11 protein-coding genes are annotated in these 19,378 nt (G+C 44.2%); 3 read left to right on the forward strand and 8 right to left on the reverse strand.

Annotated elements, in window-relative coordinates:
- Window positions 1-404: 404 nt before the first annotated feature.
- The 3 genes from QUB35_RS16635 to QUB35_RS16645 form a co-directional block, all read right to left on the reverse strand.
- Window positions 405-2,108: an NAD(P)/FAD-dependent oxidoreductase gene (locus tag QUB35_RS16635; RefSeq protein ID WP_333142911.1), complete on the reverse strand. Its 1,704-nt coding sequence runs from the start codon at window positions 2,106-2,108 to the stop codon at window positions 405-407.
- Between the two features lie 105 nt (window positions 2,109-2,213).
- A complete protein-coding gene (locus tag QUB35_RS16640) occupies window positions 2,214-2,438 on the reverse strand; it encodes a hypothetical protein (RefSeq protein WP_333103435.1) in 225 nt (74 codons plus the stop codon).
- A 67-nt stretch (window positions 2,439-2,505) separates the two neighbouring features.
- A complete protein-coding gene (locus tag QUB35_RS16645; RefSeq protein WP_333103436.1) occupies window positions 2,506-3,249 on the reverse strand; it encodes a hypothetical protein in 744 nt (247 codons plus the stop codon).
- A 493-nt stretch (window positions 3,250-3,742) separates the two neighbouring features.
- Here QUB35_RS16645 and QUB35_RS16650 point away from each other — a divergent pair, with 493 nt between their 5' ends.
- A complete protein-coding gene (locus QUB35_RS16650; RefSeq protein WP_333142912.1) occupies window positions 3,743-9,673 on the forward strand; it encodes an AAA family ATPase in 5,931 nt (1,976 codons plus the stop codon).
- Between the two features lie 248 nt (window positions 9,674-9,921).
- Here the strand turns inward: QUB35_RS16650 and QUB35_RS16655 are convergent, their stop codons facing one another.
- From QUB35_RS16655 to QUB35_RS16665, 3 genes are all read right to left on the reverse strand, one after another.
- On the reverse strand, window positions 9,922-11,109 hold the full coding sequence (locus tag QUB35_RS16655) for a glycosyltransferase family 2 protein (protein WP_333142913.1): 1,188 nt from the start codon (window positions 11,107-11,109) through the stop codon (window positions 9,922-9,924).
- Window positions 11,110-11,797: 688 nt separating this feature from the next.
- A complete protein-coding gene (locus QUB35_RS16660) occupies window positions 11,798-13,429 on the reverse strand; it encodes a polysaccharide biosynthesis protein (protein ID WP_333142914.1) in 1,632 nt (543 codons plus the stop codon).
- Between the two features lie 567 nt (window positions 13,430-13,996).
- Window positions 13,997-15,280, reverse strand: a complete 1,284-nt coding sequence (locus QUB35_RS16665) for a PilT/PilU family type 4a pilus ATPase (protein WP_333142919.1) — start codon at window positions 15,278-15,280, stop codon at window positions 13,997-13,999.
- A gap of 650 nt (window positions 15,281-15,930) precedes the next feature.
- On the opposite strand from QUB35_RS16665, the gene QUB35_RS16670 reads away from it, so the two are divergent.
- Together QUB35_RS16670 and QUB35_RS16675 are read left to right on the forward strand one after the other, a co-directional pair.
- Complete coding sequence (locus QUB35_RS16670) at window positions 15,931-17,100, forward strand: DUF58 domain-containing protein (RefSeq protein WP_333142915.1); 1,170 nt, start codon at window positions 15,931-15,933, stop codon at window positions 17,098-17,100.
- A gap of 218 nt (window positions 17,101-17,318) precedes the next feature.
- Complete coding sequence (locus QUB35_RS16675) at window positions 17,319-17,774, forward strand: TerB family tellurite resistance protein (RefSeq protein WP_333103443.1); 456 nt, start codon at window positions 17,319-17,321, stop codon at window positions 17,772-17,774.
- Between the two features lie 31 nt (window positions 17,775-17,805).
- Here QUB35_RS16675 and QUB35_RS16680 read toward each other — a convergent pair whose 3' ends face one another.
- Entirely contained in the window at window positions 17,806-18,507 is a 702-nt protein-coding gene (locus QUB35_RS16680) for a matrixin family metalloprotease (protein WP_333142916.1), read from the reverse strand.
- A 54-nt stretch (window positions 18,508-18,561) separates the two neighbouring features.
- Window positions 18,562-19,164 carry a TerD family protein gene (locus QUB35_RS16685; protein WP_333103445.1) on the reverse strand — a complete coding sequence of 201 codons (603 nt, stop codon included), beginning with the start codon at window positions 19,162-19,164 and terminating at the stop codon, window positions 18,562-18,564.
- Window positions 19,165-19,378: the final 214 nt, after the last annotated feature.

Raw genomic sequence — 19,378 nt, forward strand, 5'->3', positions numbered from 1 at the left:
AAAGCCCTAGTGACATAGCAGCTCTATCCGGTAACGGATACTGAAAAATCGGGTGAATTCAAGGAAACCGCAGCACTTCGGGTGGCGGCAATCTTGAGCCAAGTCTGGCGAAAGGCAGCGGTTACGATCGCAAGTAGCCGGAAAGGTGCAGAGACTAGAGATGAGGAGCCTAACCAATAAATCTCATAGCGCCCGACATCCGACGACAGATCACAAACATGATTTGTAGGGATGATGAAATAGTCCGCGCCCTTCGGAAACGTTGGGATAAGTGTAACCGATTGGTCGTAGGTTCAAATCCTACCCGGGGAGTTAGTAAAAGTCTGAAGTTGGAATTTTCCCGCTTCAGACTTTTTGTTTTTTAAGATTTGAGATGGTTTGGGGTCAAGCTTTCTGGTAGCGCCTTAATTCACATCGCTGTGAGTGTGAATTAACTCACCTTCCATAGGTATGGAAATATTCAACTTAGACAACTCCGGGTTTAATATCGCCTTGACAATACCAGAACTCACCATCACCTCCAAACAACCAAGGGCTTGATGAAGAGCTAGTCGAGCGTGTTGCACAGAAAAACGCTCCCTAAACACCAGCACCAACTGCCGATAAATTTGTTCAATGTACTGAGTGCGGCTCAAAATTTCAATCAGCAAACCATAGAAACCTGTAACAGGCAACCGCTGACCGTTCTTAACATAACACTTGATCCGGTTAATTTCACCAGCATTATAAACAGCTACAAACTCAACATCAGCCTCCACTAGGTCTAACTGAAACACATTGTACGCCGAAAGTAGCCAAGGAGCCTCCTGCTGCGAGAAGCGCTGCATCACCTGCTTAATTGAACTCAACTCAACTCCAGCAATCACAGCTTGACCCAAAATATCATTAGTAAATCCCCCTTGAGCCAACCACTGAAAAGCTTTTTCCGGGCTTAAATTCAACCCCGAATCCCGCGCAATTTCCCTTGAATGTTCTTGTAAATCAGTGAATTGACCGTTAGCAGCGTACCAGTAATCGGCGAACCGAATGTGCTGTTTAACTCTGCTTCGCTGATTGTGGTCGTATTGAGATTTAAGCCAGTTGCTGTCGTGTTTCTGCTGCTCTAATGCCAAAATCGTGTAAGCCAATTCACGAGCGCCGGTATGAGCTAAAGTCATGCCCGCCGCTAAAATCGGGTCAGCAAAACCCGCAGCTTCACCCACCAAAAACCAATTTTCTCCAACTGTTTTATCAGCCAAAAATGACCAATCTTTTGTAGTTTCAATCTTTCCCGTACTGGTAGCATTAGCGATTAACTTGCTGATGCGGGCTTCGCTGTTGAGGGCTTCGGAATATATCTCCTCTGGCCGCTGTTTCATTTGCTTGTAATGTTCCGCAGGGCAAATAAAGCCGATACTGGTGCGAGTTGCGCCCAAGGGAATAAACCAAATCCACCCGTGACTCAAACTCATCACCTGTACGCGGGTGCCACCAACGCCAATTTCATCGGCCCATTCAGCGTTTGTCCAGTAGTCCCAGATAGCGATATTTTGCAACCGCGTCGGGCAGTGTGTTTCAATGCCTAACACTCGCCGCAGTACGCCGATGTGGCCGGAGGCATCGATGTAGTAGCGGGCTGTTATTTGTTCTTGCCGCAGTTGCAGGGCGGTAATGCGCTCGCCCTCTGTATCTACTTTAACAACGGGTGTTTCTTCTCTTACTAAGCATCCCATTTCTTCCGCGTGACGCAGCAAAATTTCGTCATATTTTGCTCGATCGACTTGGAAAGCAGTTTGCCGTCTCTGTCCCTCAAATTTAGCAGGACGCCGCTCATCTTTAAACTGTTCAGGCTTGATAAAATTAAAATCCCAAGGATGCGGATCTGTTCCCCAGCGATAGGTAGCACCGATTTTAATTGGGAAGTCTGCTGCTTCTACTTTGTCCCAACATCCCATTTCTTGAAGCACATCACTAATTTGAGGCAATTGACTTTCCCCAACGTGATCGCGAGGGAATTTTTCTTTCTCTACGATTAGCACGCTCAGATTGGGATTATATTTCTTTATCAGAGTGCCAGCAGTGCTCCCAGCGGGACCGCCGCCCACAATTACAACGTCGTAATGGCTCATATCCAATAGAGATAGTAGATGCTAATTTTGGGAATTGACGAGACAAAGGTATGACTGTTCAGCCTCGTCGGAATGAGCGAGGCTGAAATTTGTTTGCAACAGGTTTTATCCGACGGCTAGTTTTTCCTCTTCCGGGATATGAGAAGTGTGGGAAATATCCAAATTCTCAGTCCAACTATGAGCAATATCTAAATTCTCAGTCCAAGTATGAGCAATATCCAAATTCTCAGTCCAAGTATGAGCGATGTCCAATTTCTCAGTCCAAGTATGGATAAGAGTCGGTGCGAGTTCATCGAGCGCAGTTGAAGAATTGCTGTTAACTTCTGACATTATGAGTCTCCTTGTAAGTAATAAATTTTGTCTGGTTCTAAGAGTTGAAAATTTTACATCGGGTAAGCTATGCAGCTTTTAAAGGTTGCAAAATCTCGCGAGGTTTGGCAAAAGGTTGCTCAAAGCTATGCGTTTTTGCATAAACCAGAAGCTCAGCCGTCAGTTCTGTGAAAACTTCAAACAAGTTCTCAACTATCTCAAAAGCCTCTTGACGGCTTTCAATAGTCAGTTGTATTGTTTCGCTGAATCGCCTCTGCTGAGGTAAATCCTTACTGTGGTTGTTTTCCACCTCCAAATGAAAGCAGCCAAAATAAAGAAGCTCCTTTTGAGTAATTGTTCGCAGTTCTTCGGCAATTGGTGCTGCCGTTGACAAGAACACATTACCAGTTGCTTCTATCACTTCCAGGATTGCTAACTTAGCGATCGGACTGGCCCCAAAAGCGGAGCGAAAAATTTGATGTGATACCCACCGCGAAGCTTTAGCTTCTTCATTCCAGAGAAAATTTAAAGCATCACTGAACTTAACCGCTTTGTTAATACCCAGTGTTTCCAAATCTTCCAAAAACCACAACCAGTGATGATCGTCTTCATAAGTATGATTGTTAACTATTACCTGAAGAGGATCGTTGGTTGGTTCTTCTCGGAACACATACTTGTTAAATTCACCAAAACTCATCACGAAAGGAGCAATGCAGGGAGCGAAAGCTAGGCGTTGTCTTGGGTTTATACTTTTGTCTCGCATAAACTCAAATAGCCCAGATTTAGCAAATTCGTGCTTCTTCTTTTCAATCAATGCTAGGACTTCTTCCATGGGGATGCACCTGATGATGGCAACATGGTAGCAAGTTGATCATTCTCAATCTATGATCTGAATCATGCTTGTTTATGATGCAGGTCATATTAGATTGTATTGTCGATCGCCTAAACCAATGTTTTCCAGCCCCGGGCGTCCCATTTTTTCTTGGTGACAAGGCTCAAAGCTAGAGCTAAACCTTGAAGTTATAGGGATCAGTCTGTCATGTGTGCGATCGGCATCACAGAATTTGTTACAATATTGCAATCAATTCGGTGAGGTGTCAGACCGTACATGATTAAGTCGGAGTTCAAACCAGATGTTCGGCTGTCCGTCCGGGCACTTTCAAAGTTTAGGCATCACGCTATCTAAAAAATCCCTGAGTAATTACTGATATTTTAAAGTATCCCCAATTACCCCATTTACAAAAAATACTTAAGTACGATCCGCCCGCGCTCCGATCGATATCAAGCGCAATGTTAACCCAAAACTTCGTCACAGAATAAAAACCATGAATGCACTTCCCGGTTACAAAATCACAGAAGTTGTTCAACTTGGTGTGAAGTCCATCATTTATCGCGCAGTCAGGGAATCTGATCGAGCGTCAGTCATTATTAAAACACTCAATACTGAGTACCCCACAATAGAAGAAATTACCCGTTTGAGACATGAATACAAAATTAGCTCGAATCTCCAACTCGAAGGGATTGTCAAACCCCATAGCTTAGAAAAATATAAAAACAGTTTCGCCCTGATCTTAGAAGATTGCGGCGGTCAATCTCTCCGACACCATCTCGCGGGTAAAAATATTAAAATTCAGAAGTTTTTGCCGCTGGCTATTCAAGTGGCTCAAACTCTCGGAGAAGTGCATCAAAACCAGATTATTCATAAAGATATAAAACCATCAAATATTATCATTACCCCAGATTTTCAACAAGTAAAAATCACCGACTTTAGCATGGCAACGCGCCTATCTAGAGAAGTCCACCAAAATAGCAATACCAGCGTGCTAGAAGGCACTCTAGCCTATATATCCCCAGAGCAAACTGGTCGGATGAACCGAGACCTCGACTACCGAACTGACTTGTACTCTCTAGGCATCACCTTTTATGAAATGCTGACCGGAGAGTTGCCCTTTAATTCAACCGACCCGCTAGAATTAATTCACAGCCACATTGCGGTGACGCCAGTTCCTCCCCATCAACTAAACAATGAAGTCCCGCAGATAATTTCATCTCTTGTCATGAAACTATTAGCTAAAAATGCGGAAGACCGATATCAAAGTGCCTTTGGAGTAAAAGCAGACCTGGAAAATTGTCTAACTCAGCTACAAACTACTGGCAAAATAGAAAATTTCATTCCAGGGACACTTGACAAATGCGGTCAATTTTTGATTCCCCAAAAACTCTACGGCCGCACACAAGAAGTCGCTGATTTGATGGCATCATTCGAGCGAGTCAGCTTTGGTAAAACAGAGATGGTGTTGGTAAGCGGTTACTCAGGCATTGGCAAAACCTCAGTTGTCAGTGAAATTCACAAACCAATTGTCAGGCAGCGGGGTTATTTTATAGCTGGCAAGTTTGACCAATTTAAGCGAGATATTCCTTATGCTGCACTGACTCAAGCCTTTGAGTCATTGATGCAGCAGTTATTAACAAAAAGCTCAGACGAGTTGGCAGTTTGGAAAGAAAAGCTTTTGTCGAGGCTAGGTCAAAACGGTCAAATTATTATTGATGTTGTCCCTTCTGTCGAACTAATAATTGGTTCGCAGCCTGGTGTTCCACAATTGGGGCCGACAGAATCTCAAAATCGCTTTAATCGATTGTTCAAAGAATTCTTGAAGGTGTTTGCCCAAACAGAACACCCCTTAGTTCTATTTCTGGATGATTTGCAGTGGGCAGATTTAGCTTCCTTAAAATTGATTCAGGAATTAGTTACTGACCAGGATAGCCGATATTTTTTAGTGATAGGGGCCTATCGAGATAACGAAGTAAATTCGACTCATCCGTTAGTTCAAACTGTCGATAAAATTCAACAGACTGGTGCTGCTGTGCATCACATTATCCTCCCATGTTTAGATTTGAGCAGCGTCACTGAGCTAGTATGCGATACTTTGGGTAATCAAACTGAAAAGTTAAAGTTTTTGAGCGAGTTAATTTTTAATAAAACTGGCGGAAATCCATTTTTTATAACTCAACTTCTTTCAACTATTCACTCAGAACAAATGTTAGTTTTTGATTTCCCTGTTGGTGCATGGCAGTGGGACATCACGGAAATTGAAGCCGCTGGCATTGCAGATTACAGTGTCGTTGAATTAGTTGCTCGGAATCTTCAACAACTGCCGGAGGAGACGCAGCAAGTATTAAAATTAGCGGCTTGTATGGGCAACCGTTTTAATTTAGAAAATTTGGCAATTGTTAGAGAAAAATCCGGTTCTGAAACGGCGGCTGATTTATGGGATGCACTTCAAGCTGGTTTAATTTTGCCAATGAGCGATGCTTACAAAATTCCGATGCTTGATGAGGAAATCGTGAAAACACACGGGAGGGGTGGGAGGCCCATCCCACAAAACAATCAAAATCATCCCGCAATTATGCAACGCTCAATTGATTACAGGTTTTTGCACGATCGCGTACAGCAAGCCGCCTATTCTCTCATCCCTGACTCCCAGAAAAAACAAACCCACTTAAAAATCGGCTCCCTGCTATTGCAGGGCGGGCACGGGGGCACCGCCCCTACGGCATCGGAAATAGCAGAAAATATCTTTGATATTGTCAACCAACTCAATATCGGGGTGGAATTTATCACAAATGATGAACAGCGATATGAACTAGCTAACTTTAATCTCATAGCAGGCAAAAAAGCTAAGAGTTCTGCCGCCTATGAAGCAGCACTCAAATATTTTAATGTAGGTCTAGAACTTCTACCAGAACAAGCTTGGCAGAGTCACTACGATTTAATAATGGAACTCCATACCGAAGCGCTGGAATCGTCCTATATAAATACCGATTTTGAGCTAGCGTTCCAGTTATCAGAAGTTATTATATTACGCGCCACAAATTTGCTCGAAAAAGTCAAGGTTTATGAGCTAAAAGTTAGTTTCTACTTTAATCAAAATCAATCCCAAGCTTCGCTAGATATAGCTCTAAAAGCTTTGAAAATGCTGGGAGTCTATCTCCCTCAAAAACCAACTAAATTAAATATTTTTATGGGGCTAATACGGACAAAATTAGCTGTGGGAAACAAACGGATTGAGGATTTAGCTGAGTTGCCACCAATGACTGACATTCATAAAATTGCGGCTATACGGATTTTAACGAATATGTGTCCGGCTGCTTCTGTAACAGCACCCGATATGTTCCCACTGATCTCCTTTAAGATGGTTATTCTTTCTCTTAAGTACGGGAATGCGCCGCTGTCTAGTCACGGGTATGGAAGTTACGGGCTGATTCACTGTGCAGTATTAGGTGATATGAATTCTGGATACCGATACGGTCAACTAGCCCTGGCACTTTTAGAACGATTCCACACCAACTTGCACAACTCTCAAGTTTCACTAACTTTTAATGGTTTTATCCGTCACTGGTCTGAGCAGGTCAGGGAAAGTCTTATCGGTTTACTTGAGGGTATTCAGAGCGGACTAGAAACGGGAGATATCAGTAATGCTTGTTATTGTGCGAGTTTTTACAGCAATTATATATTTTTGAGTGGCGAACCTCTGGATTCTGTGGAGACTAAGCAGAGTCAATATATTCAAATGTTGGTTAATTATCAGAATGAATCTATGATTTATAAAGCAAAAGTTGGGGCGCAAGTTGTCTTAAATTTGCAAGGTAAAACAAAAAATCCTTGCCTATTGACGGGCGAAAAGTTTAATGAAGAAACTATGCTGCCAGCATTAAGGGAGGGTCAAAATTATTTAGTATTATTTGTAGTGTTTTTGTATAAAACGTGGCTAAATTATATATTTAAAGATTATGCTATATCTGCTGAAAATGCGGTGACAGCATCAAATTATTCTGAGGGGGCGATGTCTACGATGTATGTTCCCATCCACAATTTTTACTATTCCCTAGCGCTCTTAGCTTTGTATCCCACAGCTTCAAAAAGCGAACAGAAAAAACATTTGAAAAAAGTTGCTTCGCTTCAGAAAAAAATGAAGCATTGGGCTTTGAACTCTCCGGGAAATTATCAGCACAAATATGACTTAGTAGAGGCCGAGAAAGCGCGAGTATTGGGACAATATGAAAAAGCGGCTCTGTATTACGATCGAGCGGTGACAGGATCCTCGAAGAATGAATACATCCACGAAGCAGCGCTAGCAAATGAACGGGCGGCAGAATTTTATCTAGCTAACGGTCGAAAAAAAGTGGCTGAGAGTTATCTGATAGATGCTTACTACGGCTATATTTACTGGGGAGCAACCGCCAAGGTAAAACATTTGGAGTCTGAGTATCCGATGTCTTTACCCCCTGCATCGGCGGCAAGACCCAGCGGCGATCGAACTATTACTAGCACTAATTATAGCACTAGCAGCAGTCACAGCAGTTTATTGGATTTGACAACTGTTGTTAAAGCATCTCAAGCACTAGCTAGTGAAATTGTGTTGGACAAGTTGTTAGAAAAGTTAATGAAAATGGCGATCGAGAATGCTGGGGCCCAAAAAGGTTTTCTCCTGATGCCCAAGAAAGGAAAATTGCGGATTAAAGCAGCGGCATCGGTGGAGTCTTCGGATGTTGCAGTTGAACAAGACCCTAGAGTATCTCCTGCAGAGGTTTTGCCAATAACGATGATTAATTATGTTGAAAAAACGCACTCTGATGTAGTTTTAAGTCAGGCTGCTAGGGAAGGTCTATTTACAGATGACCCCTATATTAAAAGGCAGCAAGTGAAATCTGCGCTTTGTACTCCTATTCTGAATCAAAGCAAACTCGTAGGCCTCCTTTATCTGGAAAATAATTTAGCTACTGAAGCGTTTTCTCCAACTAGGTTGGAGGTTTTAAAAATTCTTTCTTCCCAAGCTGCTATCTCTATAGAAAATGCGGTACTTGTTGCTAATTTGTCGGAGGCTAAGGAACAGTTGGAGGATTATTCGCGGACGCTGGAGGTGAGAGTAGAAGAGCGCACGCAGGAATTAAAGACTAAAGAAGCTAAGCTGCAAGAAGCTCAAAAACTGGCGCACCTCGGCAACTGGGAATTTGATTTGGAAGGGGATAAATTAACTTGGTCTGAGGAAGTATTCCGAATTTTTGGTCTTGACCCTAAACTACCAGAACCCACTATTTTAGAACATAGGAAGCAAATTCATCCCGATGACCTACAGTTGTGGTTAGAGGCAGTAGAGCAGATTAGTCGGTTAGGAAATCCTTGCGAGTATGAGATGAAAATTTTGCGCCCTGATGGAGCTGTCAGATATATTTATGTTAAGGCGCAAGCTATTTTTGATGGCAGTAAGGTGATTAAATTATTTGGGACTATACAGGACATTACGGATCGCAAGTTAGCGGAGGATGCTTTGCGACTGTCGGAGGGGCAATTGAGAGAAAAAGCGACACAATTGGAAGTTACTTTGTCCGAATTACGATCGACGCAGACTCAACTAATTCAAACGGAAAAAATGTCTTCTTTGGGGCAGTTGGTGGCGGGGGTTGCTCACGAAATCAATAATCCAATTAATTTCATTTATGGCAATGTTCTCCATGCTAACGATTATAGCTCGGATTTGCTGGGATTGATTGAGCTTTACCAGGAGTCTTATCCGAATGCTAATCCTGAGATTGTTGCTAAAACAGAAGATATTGACCTCGCTTTTATTCAAGAAGATTTGCCCAAAATTCTAAAATCAATGCAGGTTGGGGTCGATCGCGTTCGCAATATTGTGCTGTCGCTGCGGAATTTCTCACGCCTGGATGAAGCCGAGATGAAACCAGTGGATATTCACTCTGGGATTGATTCGACTCTGCTAATTTTGCAGCACAGGTTGAAAAAGGATGCAGTCGGACATGGCATTGAGGTAGTTAAAGAGTACGGTCAACTGCCGAAGGTAAATTGTTATGCTTCGGGGTTAAATCAGGTGTTTATGAATATTTTGAGCAATGCAATTGATGCAGTGGAGTTAGGAGTTGGGCGACCGGAGACAACTGCCAAACTAGAAAATCCTTTGTCTCCAATCTTTGAGCGAAAGATTGAGATTCGGACTGAGGTATGCGACCAAAACAAGGTGAGAATTTATATTGCTGATAATGGTCGGGGGATGACGGAGGAAGTACGATCGCGAATATTTGACCCTTTCTTTACTACAAAACCTGTGGGGCAAGGTACCGGTTTAGGGTTGAGTATCAGTTATCAGATTGTAGTAGAGAAACACGGCGGGAAGCTAATGTGCTTTTCCGCGCCCGGTGAAGGGGCTGAGTTTGTGATTGAAATTCCCGTGAAGCAGTGAACTTTTTTTAAGTTTTTATATAAGTTTTTTAACCGCCGATAAACGCAGATGAACGCAGATAGAATTGTATCTGCGTTCATCTGTGTTTATCGGCTGATATCAAATCCGTTAGCATCGGAATAGTAAATTCGAGTTCACTGTTCACTCTCAACAGTCAACAGTCAACCGTCAACAGTCAACAGTCAACATCATTCCGGTGTAACCGGAAATGATATGATATCTGCGGTTAAAAATTCTCAATCTAAATATTAAACATCGCGTTCTGTCCGCACCCATTTAGTTTGCCGCTTCAGGATAAAACCCAGGTACAAAGGGATTTTCCAAAGGATGTAAAAAGGTACAGATAAAAGAGTTGAGCCAGAAATATTCGCACGCCCAAATTTTGCCCAAGCGGCGACAATGGAAACTAAAATCAGCAATCCTTGTACTGCTAACAAGACGGCTGGAATTGGGGATGTTCCCAAAATGACTGCTAGTAAAGAGGCGGCAAAAGCAGCTAGCCAGATAGCGACTAAAAGCGATAGGGGAGGGACGCATAAGTCGAGGGCGATCGCCAATAAGTCAAAACGTTTTTGCTCGACTGAAGCTGCTGTCAGGCGGGGAGTTTGAGTTAACAATGTTTGTATGTGACCGTGTTCCCATCGGGTTCTTTGACTTGTGGCTGCTTGCTGCTGCTGTGGCAAACACCCGGTGACGTTTGCTTCGGGGCAGAATACTGTTGGATGTCCGGCGATCGCCAAATCCAAACTCATCTGCATATCTTCAACAATATTGCCGCTCGCTAGGGAAACCGATCGAATTATCGACCAGGGAAAAGCCATGCCTGTTCCTGTTAGTAAGGATGGGAATCCTAACTGTTTTAATCCGCTGGGACGGACTAAGTTTTTCACGAGAAAGGCTAAAGCAGAAATGGAATCTTTGGGGGTAGGATTGGGTGGCTGTTCCATTAAATAAGTCGCTTGTACGGGTCTTTGTTCGGCCATTGCCACCCGGGCTAATTTTTCTATAGAGTCTGGCTGACAGATGCAGTCTGCGTCAACCATGATTACTACTTCTGGGGGGTCTGATTCGATCGACTGCAAGCCAAAATCCAGCGCGTATCCTTTGCCCTTGCGTTGTGTGTCTTGGCGCTCGATCGCACTTGCACCGCAGTTACGGGCGATTTCTGCCGTGGCATCCGTGCAGTTGTCAGCAATCACTAACAGGCGGTCTTGAGGTGTTAGCTGTGGCAATATAGTGGAGATGGTGGCGGCAATTCCTGCAGCTTCGTTATAAGCGGGAATTAAAACTGCTACTTTGGGGCGGGGCGCTTTAGTTTCCGCTGTCTCGCCCTGGCCGGACAAAAAAGCTGCACTGCATTCTAGAAATAGAACTGCAACGGGAATTAGAAGGATCAGGGCGATCGCCCATAGCACAACATCAATCAATAGGAACATTAGCTGATTAATTTCCACAATTCTCGTACCTTAATTTAATTTTATTTATTGTGTTCATTGAGTTTATTGAATCTTATTGCACCTTTGTTAACTCACTGCGCCACGCTATCTAAAGTATCATCATATCATGCCCGCAAAAAATCACCCTTCTCACATTTGTTGTGAGAACTTAAGTCCTCCTAAAACTACTAGGACTAGCATCCTCACTACAAATTAATTTGATTGCGGTTGGGTGGCCACCAATAATATCATATCATGTCGATTCTGACAAGGTTAAGTCACTCAATTTAATTAAACATCAAACAAGCCCAGACTGGAGAAACCCGGTTTCTAAAAGAAACCAGGTTTCTGGGTGTTCTATTTTTAATCAACTAAATACTTAGTCGATGTTTAACATCAAATCCGGTTGCATCGGAATAATAAAATCGAGTCAAAAGTTAACACTCAACCATTCAGTTTTTCGACATCGAGTCAACTGTCAACTGTCAACTGTCAACTGTCAACAATCAACTGTCAACTGTCAACTGTCAACTGTCAACTGTCAACTGTCAACTGTCAACTGTCAACTGTCAACAATCAACTGTCAACTGTCAACAATCATTTCCCTCCTGCAACCGGAATTGATATAACTCATCCCCTGTGGGTGGGCACTCAGGAAGCAATCTCCCAACTCAAAACTATGTTCAAGCTACGCTGCATCGGGGATAGCAACAGGTTCAGATTTTTTGGTGGTGAACTGTGCGGGGGCCGCAAATTCTCTGAGATATCTCGACACGGATCGCAAATATCCCACTTCTGCTTGAATCAAATCCAGCGTAGAAAGACTCTCAACTAAGTCATCAAACTCATCTGCAGTAACTCCAGCACTGTGCAAGACTTCTTGGTTAAGTCGCCCGCAGATTCCTTGCAGGAGGAGTTCGATAATCTCGCTATAGTCAGCGATTTCCGTTCCGTAACCTTGCAATTTCTTCGGATTGATTCCCCACTGCAAAATCTTCAACAAGTCTTCAGGGGCACTCCACGCAAAAGAGGAAGCAATCACTTCTTTTTCCGCTGCGACAAGAGCGTGCTTGATTTGCACTTCGGGGAAATCTGGATCGATGATTAAGCTCTCCAGCTTCGACACTTGTTTATCTAACACGCCCAAAGAAAAAGGAGCTAATTCTACAGTCACCATGTCGCCAGTATCGTTCACACTTCTAAAAGGATCTTCCAACACATTAATTAGGAGGTGAATGTCGGTAGGCTTTTTCCAGTCAAACTGTCCAAGGAAAAACGGTTCTTCGTATCCCGGCAAAAGTCCTTGAAAATAAATCGGCAGATTTTTGCCTGATTCAAGAATTTTATAAAGAGCTACTTCCAAAGTTTCTGTCGGCCAACCGAGATTACTTACGGCAACAAATTTGAGTTTTCCGGGAACGGACACAACCAGAGAATTCAGCAATAAATGTACGGCTTCGATAAGATTTTGAGCAGTTACGTAGCGGTGGGGAGCGTGAACGTTCACAGTTTTACCTTGCTCTACTTTTTTGGACATTTGCTCGCAGAACAAGCTATTTTCCAACATATGAGTAAAGCGAACCATCCCGTAAGTCACATCTCCTTCTTGAGCTGCTTTGGCAAATTGCCATTCGGCAAACTTCTTGGAGGCGGCGTAAACTTCGGTTGTAAAATATCGAGATGTTTTGCCTGTGGAAGAGAAGATGCAGTGTTCTACGCCGTATTCTTCGCAGAGTTGGATGATGTGTTTACATCCTAACAGGCAGGTTGTAACTGTTTCTCGGATTTTGATTTCAGCTAGTCCGGGTTGGCGTTGGGCTGCTAGGTGAAAAACAATTTCTGGTTTTTCTACCTCAAATATGTGTTTGAGCGCCTCCAAGTTGCGAATGTCGGCGGCATAGAAAGTTACAGCACCTTCTCTGGTAAAAAGCGGGAGATTTTCTTCGGGGTTGTGACATCGGGCGTTGTCAGCGGAAATGATTTTAGTTGCGCCTAATTCGAGGAGTTTTTCGATTAAGAAACGACCGACACATCCTTCTCCACCGGTGATGAGGATGGTTTTTCCGTTGATTTGGCTGCTGACTGCGGATGCGTATAGGTGAATAGTGCGACCGCGCACGTCGCTAAAAGGTTCGCTTTCTAATTGTCCGTCGGCTTGATAGGCTGCGATTAGCTGTGCGGTGAGAGTTTGTAAGGCTGCGAGGATTTCTGGATCTTGGGGTTCCGGGGAACCGGGGGGAACTAGCTGCTGGATGCGCTCAATTATTTCCGCTTTGCTGGCACCTTCAAACAATTCTCTTTGGTTAAATGCACTCTTCACTTTTTTTGCTCCTTTAAATTCTAGAAATACGGTTGCTGATAAGCGCGTTGTTAAACAAATTTTAGAGGGACAGAATCTTTAAAAGTCTGCTTAGTTTTAGGATTTTTTCGACGGAAAGCTACTTGATCGGAAAGACACGCCCTCGGCTCTGCTTGTAGTTTTATTAAGCGCTTTTTTAACCTGCTTACTTTTGCGATCGGCAAATATCGGCAAAGTCGGAATGTTCTCTGTCCAAAATTGGTCACTACAACTATATACTTAAATGGTTGAGTGTTGGCAATACTCGGAACATATCTTTACTATTTCTTTGCAATAACCTGCGAGTTTTCACGCAATTTTAAAGTTTATGTAAAGTAGGGTCTAGGTTTAAAAAACTTAACAATACACTCGGCATTGATTATAGCATTTTACTATTTAATGAAAATGTATTTTTTGTTACTAAATAAAGGGAGATTTTAAGTAAAAATACGCATGAAAGCCCTCATCAAATATTTTCGTCTGCTGAAAATCTTGTTACTTGATGGGTGGGGTAGTCCTGCTGTGCCTACCCCTGTATGGGTGCTGCTACTAGGCGCGAACAATGCGTTCTTTTTTGCTGCCTTCAAAGCCACGAGCGTCCCCAACATCGTAGCCTCCTGTTCGCAAGCGACGGTCTAAATCGCTGGCTTCGGGAGAAGTTTTGGCTGCTTCTTCGATCGTCACTCTGCCTTCAAGCACGAGTTTGTAAAGACCCTGGTTGATAATCTGCATTCCTTCGTAAGTATCATGCTCCATTAATCGGAAAGCTTCATCATCAGCACCTTTCATCAAGTAATCGTGCATGGCAGGTGTATTCACCAAAATATCGTGAACTGCTACTCGACGGTTGTCAACTGTTGGCAGCAAAAGTTGGGCAATTACCGCCACTAAAGAATCGCAAATTTGAATCCGCATCGCCTGTTGTTCCTCGGGCGGGTAGAGGTTCAACAACCGGTTAATAGCGTTAATGGCGCTGCGAGTGTGGAGAGTTCCCAATACTAAGTGACCAGTTTGAGCGGCTTGCAACGCTGTATTGATGGTAACGCGATCGCGCATTTCCCCGATCAGAATTACATCTGGATCTTCCCGCAAAACAGCCCGCAAAGCCTGCTGAAACTCGTGGGTATGCAAGCCGACTTCCCGCTGGCTGACCAAGCATTTTTTTGAAGGGTGAATGAATTCGATCGGGTCTTCAATTGTAACTACGTGCTTTTGCTCCATCTGGTTGAGGTGGTCGATCATCGCAGCTACGGTTGTCGATTTCCCCGAACCGGTAGGCCCCGTAACCAATATTAATCCCTGCGATCGCAAAATGATATTTTTGAGAACTTCTGGCAACCTCAAGGAATCGATAGTAGGTATTTCCAAACTAATCAACCGCAATACTAGGGCACCGCCGCTGAGAGAATCAAAACAGTTTAGCCGACACCGCACGAAGCCAGGGTAAAAAATTGCTGAGTCTAATTCCTTGGTAGTTGCAAACTGTTTTCGCTGTTCGGGGGTGAGAATTTCGGCTAGGTAATGTTCAAAAATTTCTGGGGTTACTTTGGGGTGGTTAGTTGCTACTTGCATCACGCCCCGAATCCGAAATCGAGGTACTTGGCCGACTCGGATGTGAATGTCGGAAGCGCTCGCTGCATGGGCATCTCTGACCATTTGTTCGATCGTACTGACGGGTGTCTCGACAGGCCGCTGCTGCTGGGCTGCGGGGGGCGCACTCGGCGCAGGTGGAGGCGGCGCGGGAGTTGCAGCCAAGGGCGGGGGCGGGGGCGGTGTTCGTCGGCGGCCTTGAGCCTCTGGTTGAAGGGGTGTAGGATTGTTTAATGGGTTCATTTTTTGGTCTCCAGTCAATCGATTTTAGATTTTAGATTTTAGATTTTAGATTTACTCGACAGATTAATCTGGGAGCTTGAACTAAGCTCTAAAATTGGGGTATCTCCACAAAGCGAGTGTTGGGGCTTGTATCCGTTGTTGGGCGCGGTCAATGTATTAATTGCGAAAAAAGGCCCGATTTCTAATTTTATCGCTCGCAGCTAATTCGGTGTTAAATGCTGAGAATATTTTACAATTAGGCTTGATGGGGCGATCGAGTAATTAACAATTTCAACTCCTGTCAGTAACGAGCGGGCTAAAGCCACTGAGCTTGTAAGAGAGATCAAGCAAGCTGTACTGACCCGCCTAAGTCTTAGCTGACTACGTTATTTAGGTCATAACACCGGTGAATGCGACGCTAGTTTTCCGCTCTGTTGTTTACAGTTAAACAGTTTTAAAGTCCCTGAAACAGTGCTGTAAGCCGAACAAGCCTTTATAACAGTGGCAAAGCGAACATTACCCCGAAAGGGAGATTGAGGCAGCCATACCTCACCGGGGAGGCAACCATACCTCTCCAACCCCGAAAGGGGATTCAAGGCGATTGAAATCGCCGGGTCGTTTTCCTCTCAGGACTAAAGTCTCGCTCGTTTCCCACTTACCGAACTTTTTTTATGAACATCGGTCACAAAATCGCCGACTGGCTCGAAAATCGTGCTGTTACCCCTGCCTACGCGGGTTGGCTACTGTCGGGGATGACGGTTTTCTTTTTTGGGTCAGCGACTAATACAATGTCTGGGTGGCTGTACGTGCTCAGCGGTGGGGGTTTGGCGCTGTTGGGAGTAGCGGCGGTTTTGCCGGGAAAATCGCTCCGTTCGCTGGAAGTCCGTCGCCGCCCGATCGAACCGGTGAGTGCGGGCGATCAAATCACCGTCGAACTAGAAATCGAAAATCGCGCCCGCCAACCTAAGACTTTGTTGCAAGTGATAGACATCTTGCCGTTTGTATTGGGAGAACCGGTTGTCCGCCCGATCGAAGTCATAGAGCCTAACAGTATATACAGGCATACATACTATCTGGAAGTCCGGCAGCGCGGCGTCTATCGGTGGCAAGAGGTAAACTTGAGGACGGCGGCGCCTTTAGGGTTGTTTTGGTGCCGACGCAGCCGCCCAGTCAAAGCGGTGGCGGTTGTGTATCCACAAGTTTTGCCGTTGAGCACTTGTCCTTTGATCGATCGCATCGGTCAAGAAGACAGCCCGCAATTTTACAATCGTAGTCGATCGCAAACTGCTACCGAAGGCCTCACCCGCAACCTGAGACCTTACCGCCACGGAGACCCCACCCGCCTGATTCACTGGCGCACCAGTGCCCGCTACGGAGAACTGCGGGTGAGAGAGTTAGAAGTTGCAGCCGGGGGTCAAGAAATTATTATTGCTCTCGACAGCGCTGCGGCGTGGCAGCCAGAAGAATTTGAACGAGCCGTGACAGTAGCTGCGTCTCTTTACTTCTATGCTAGCAAGCGCCTGTTAAACGTCAAACTTTGGACTGCCGGAACTGGACTCGTATCGGGGAACCGGGTAGTTTTGGAAACTTTAGCGGCGGTTAATGCTGGGGAAGATGCGATCGATAATCGGTCGAAACTGCCGATAATTTGGTTGACTCAAAACTCTGCAAGTTTAAGCACTCTTTCCCCTGGCAGCCGCTGGGTGCTCTGGCCGTTGGCAACTGCTGAAACCGGCGACAAAACGTTAGTCAAACACGATTTACCGGGTTTGAAAATTCGCTCTGACCGACCGTTAGAACTTCAGTTACAAGATACTCTGGAAAGAGCGATTAATTATTAAGTAAGATAGACCACGAAAAAACCTGTGAAAGAGCGATTAGTTATGAAGATAGACTTGATTAATCTAAAAACTCAAGAACCATGATACACTACAGGAGTGTAATTCATCAACTTAAGGGTCTTACAGGGCCTGGCAATTGCTGGGCAAGTTAAGAGCAGCTTAGATTACTGTGACTCCGGTCATAAACCTCATATCTCATTCACCAAACAGGAGAAAAAATGACTTTCTGGGAGAAATTAAAGCAGAACGTATCACAAATCAATGATTCTCTGCAAACCAATATTTCCAAGTTTAAAAACAATGATTTTGCTGATGCCTCAATGGCAATATGTGCATTGATTGCTGCTGCTGATGGCACTATCAATACCGAGGAAAGACAAAAAACGGCTGCTCTAATAATTTCCAATCAAACACTCCAAATTTTTCCGGCGTCGGAGTTGAAGCAAAAATTTGATTTTTATTGTGAGAAGCTATCACAAGACTTCGATTTTGGTAAAATTGAGGCTATCCAAGCGATAGGGAAACTTAATAAAAAACTAGACCAAGGTCGTGCCGTCATCCAAATTGGCATTATTATCGGTGGTGCGGATGGTAATTTTGACAAAGATGAAAAGAAGGTTGTCAAAGAAGCTTGCCATGCTGTGGGCATTAATCCTGGGGAATTCGATCTCTAAATTCAGCTATTTTATGGTTGGTTCTAGCCAATCAATTATTCAAGGCTTTATATCTGCGAATAGCATTGTTCATTGAGTTTATTTGCTCTGCGTGAAATGAGGGAGGCATTAAACTATGAACACTATGAACGAGTCCATTGTGCATGACATCGGTCGGAAGTGCAGAATGATCGAGTCCGAGTGTATGTCCTATTTCATGGGCAATGGTATTTGCAATTAAGTTAGATAGTTGATTGAGACTAAGGCTGGCATTGCAAGAAGCATAGAATACTTGGTCAATCCGAATAATCGCCCGATCTGTAACCATTCCCGATTTGAAGCTAGCCACGCCGAGATAGTCAACCGGCTGGCTATCAACGAATATATAAACATGAGTAAAATCTTCGCCCCACTCTTTGCGATCGGGGGGATCGGATGTCAAAAATACCTTGACGCTTCTAAATGCGCCGTAGAGTTTGGAGAAAGCGTCCATCAGTAAGGAAAATATCGCTTCTTTATTTTCGGGTGCGACATCCATTCCTGATACATCTACCCAAATACAACGGCGGAAATCGCTATCCTTATCAATTAGAACTCTTCCACAGGAAGGGCAAAACTCCCACTGAGGCTGGATACGGGAACGACAGCCGTGACAGCGGAGTTTGGGGGCTCTAGTCAGGTTTAGCCGTTGAGAGAGGGGGAGTTTTAGCTTGCGATTGTGTTTGGTTAGGTCTAGGCGATCGTACAGAGACATTGATTCAGTGTCTGATTCCAGCAAGTATAAAGCATCTAGGTATTGAGCGAGTTGTTAAGCATAGGTTTTCACAAGTTCCTGTAACCCATTAACCTTAACACCGTTACCGATGGCTGCCATTTTCCACTCATTATTATGCTTGTAGATTTCTGCCATCAGCATCCCCGTCATGCCTTTGTATTCAGAACCTGATAGGTTGTATTTTGCGAGTTCTTGATTATTAGACGTATTAACCAAACGCACAAACGCATTTTGAACTTGTCCGAAGTCTTGCTTACGTGCCGTGCAATCGTAAATGTTAACTGTGAAAACCAGTTTTACAATTTCCGAAGGCATCCGAGATAAATCGATGAGTATTTGCTCGTCATCCCCGTCTCCCGCCCCTGTGCGATTATCACCTAGATGTGTAATAGCTCCTGAACGGTGGGAGAGATTGCTAAAATAAATGATGTTGGCATTATTATTCACTTTGCCATTTTGATCTAAACAAATCACTGAGGCATCCAAGTCATAATCTGGAGCACTGCTAAAAGCCCCAAACAAACCTCCACCGGAGCGTTTCGCCACATCCCACCCTAATCCGCACATCAGTTTTGTTAGCCCTGGCGCTTCTTTGGAAAGCGAGATGCGCTGTCCTTTTTGTAGGTTAATTCCCATGTGTTTTACCTTTTTATATCAAATCCGGTTGTATCGGAATTGTATGGACGGGGCGGGTTTATGAGATTGTTGGTTTTAGCCAAATATTGTCGGTGAACCCGCCCCTACGGAAGTCGATCGGATATAATTCCAAATTAGTTAGAGAGTCGATGGCAGGGTGTCCCCTACCATCTCTCCTACAAAACCGTGCTTGCGACTTTCACCGCACACGGCT

The sequence above is a fragment of the Microcoleus sp. B13-B6 genome (assembly GCF_036705405.1).
Classification (GTDB): Bacteria; Cyanobacteriota; Cyanobacteriia; order Cyanobacteriales; family Microcoleaceae; genus Microcoleus.

What these genes read in the sequence shown, in the direction of transcription:
- QUB35_RS16635 (WP_333142911.1), bottom strand. Translation starts at nt 2,108, where the DNA reads ATGAGCCATTACGACGTTGTAATTGTGGGCGGCGGTCCCGCTGGGAGC.
- QUB35_RS16640 (WP_333103435.1), bottom strand. Translation starts at nt 2,438, where the DNA reads ATGTCAGAAGTTAACAGCAATTCTTCAACTGCGCTCGATGAACTCGCA.
- QUB35_RS16645 (WP_333103436.1), bottom strand. Translation starts at nt 3,249, where the DNA reads ATGGAAGAAGTCCTAGCATTGATTGAAAAGAAGAAGCACGAATTTGCT.
- QUB35_RS16650 (WP_333142912.1), top strand. Translation starts at nt 3,743, where the DNA reads ATGAATGCACTTCCCGGTTACAAAATCACAGAAGTTGTTCAACTTGGT.
- QUB35_RS16655 (WP_333142913.1), bottom strand. Translation starts at nt 11,109, where the DNA reads ATGTTCCTATTGATTGATGTTGTGCTATGGGCGATCGCCCTGATCCTT.
- QUB35_RS16665 (WP_333142919.1), bottom strand. Translation starts at nt 15,280, where the DNA reads ATGAACCCATTAAACAATCCTACACCCCTTCAACCAGAGGCTCAAGGC.
- QUB35_RS16670 (WP_333142915.1), top strand. Translation starts at nt 15,931, where the DNA reads ATGAACATCGGTCACAAAATCGCCGACTGGCTCGAAAATCGTGCTGTT.
- QUB35_RS16675 (WP_333103443.1), top strand. Translation starts at nt 17,319, where the DNA reads ATGACTTTCTGGGAGAAATTAAAGCAGAACGTATCACAAATCAATGAT.
- QUB35_RS16680 (WP_333142916.1), bottom strand. Translation starts at nt 18,507, where the DNA reads ATGTCTCTGTACGATCGCCTAGACCTAACCAAACACAATCGCAAGCTA.
- QUB35_RS16685 (WP_333103445.1), bottom strand. Translation starts at nt 19,164, where the DNA reads ATGGGAATTAACCTACAAAAAGGACAGCGCATCTCGCTTTCCAAAGAA.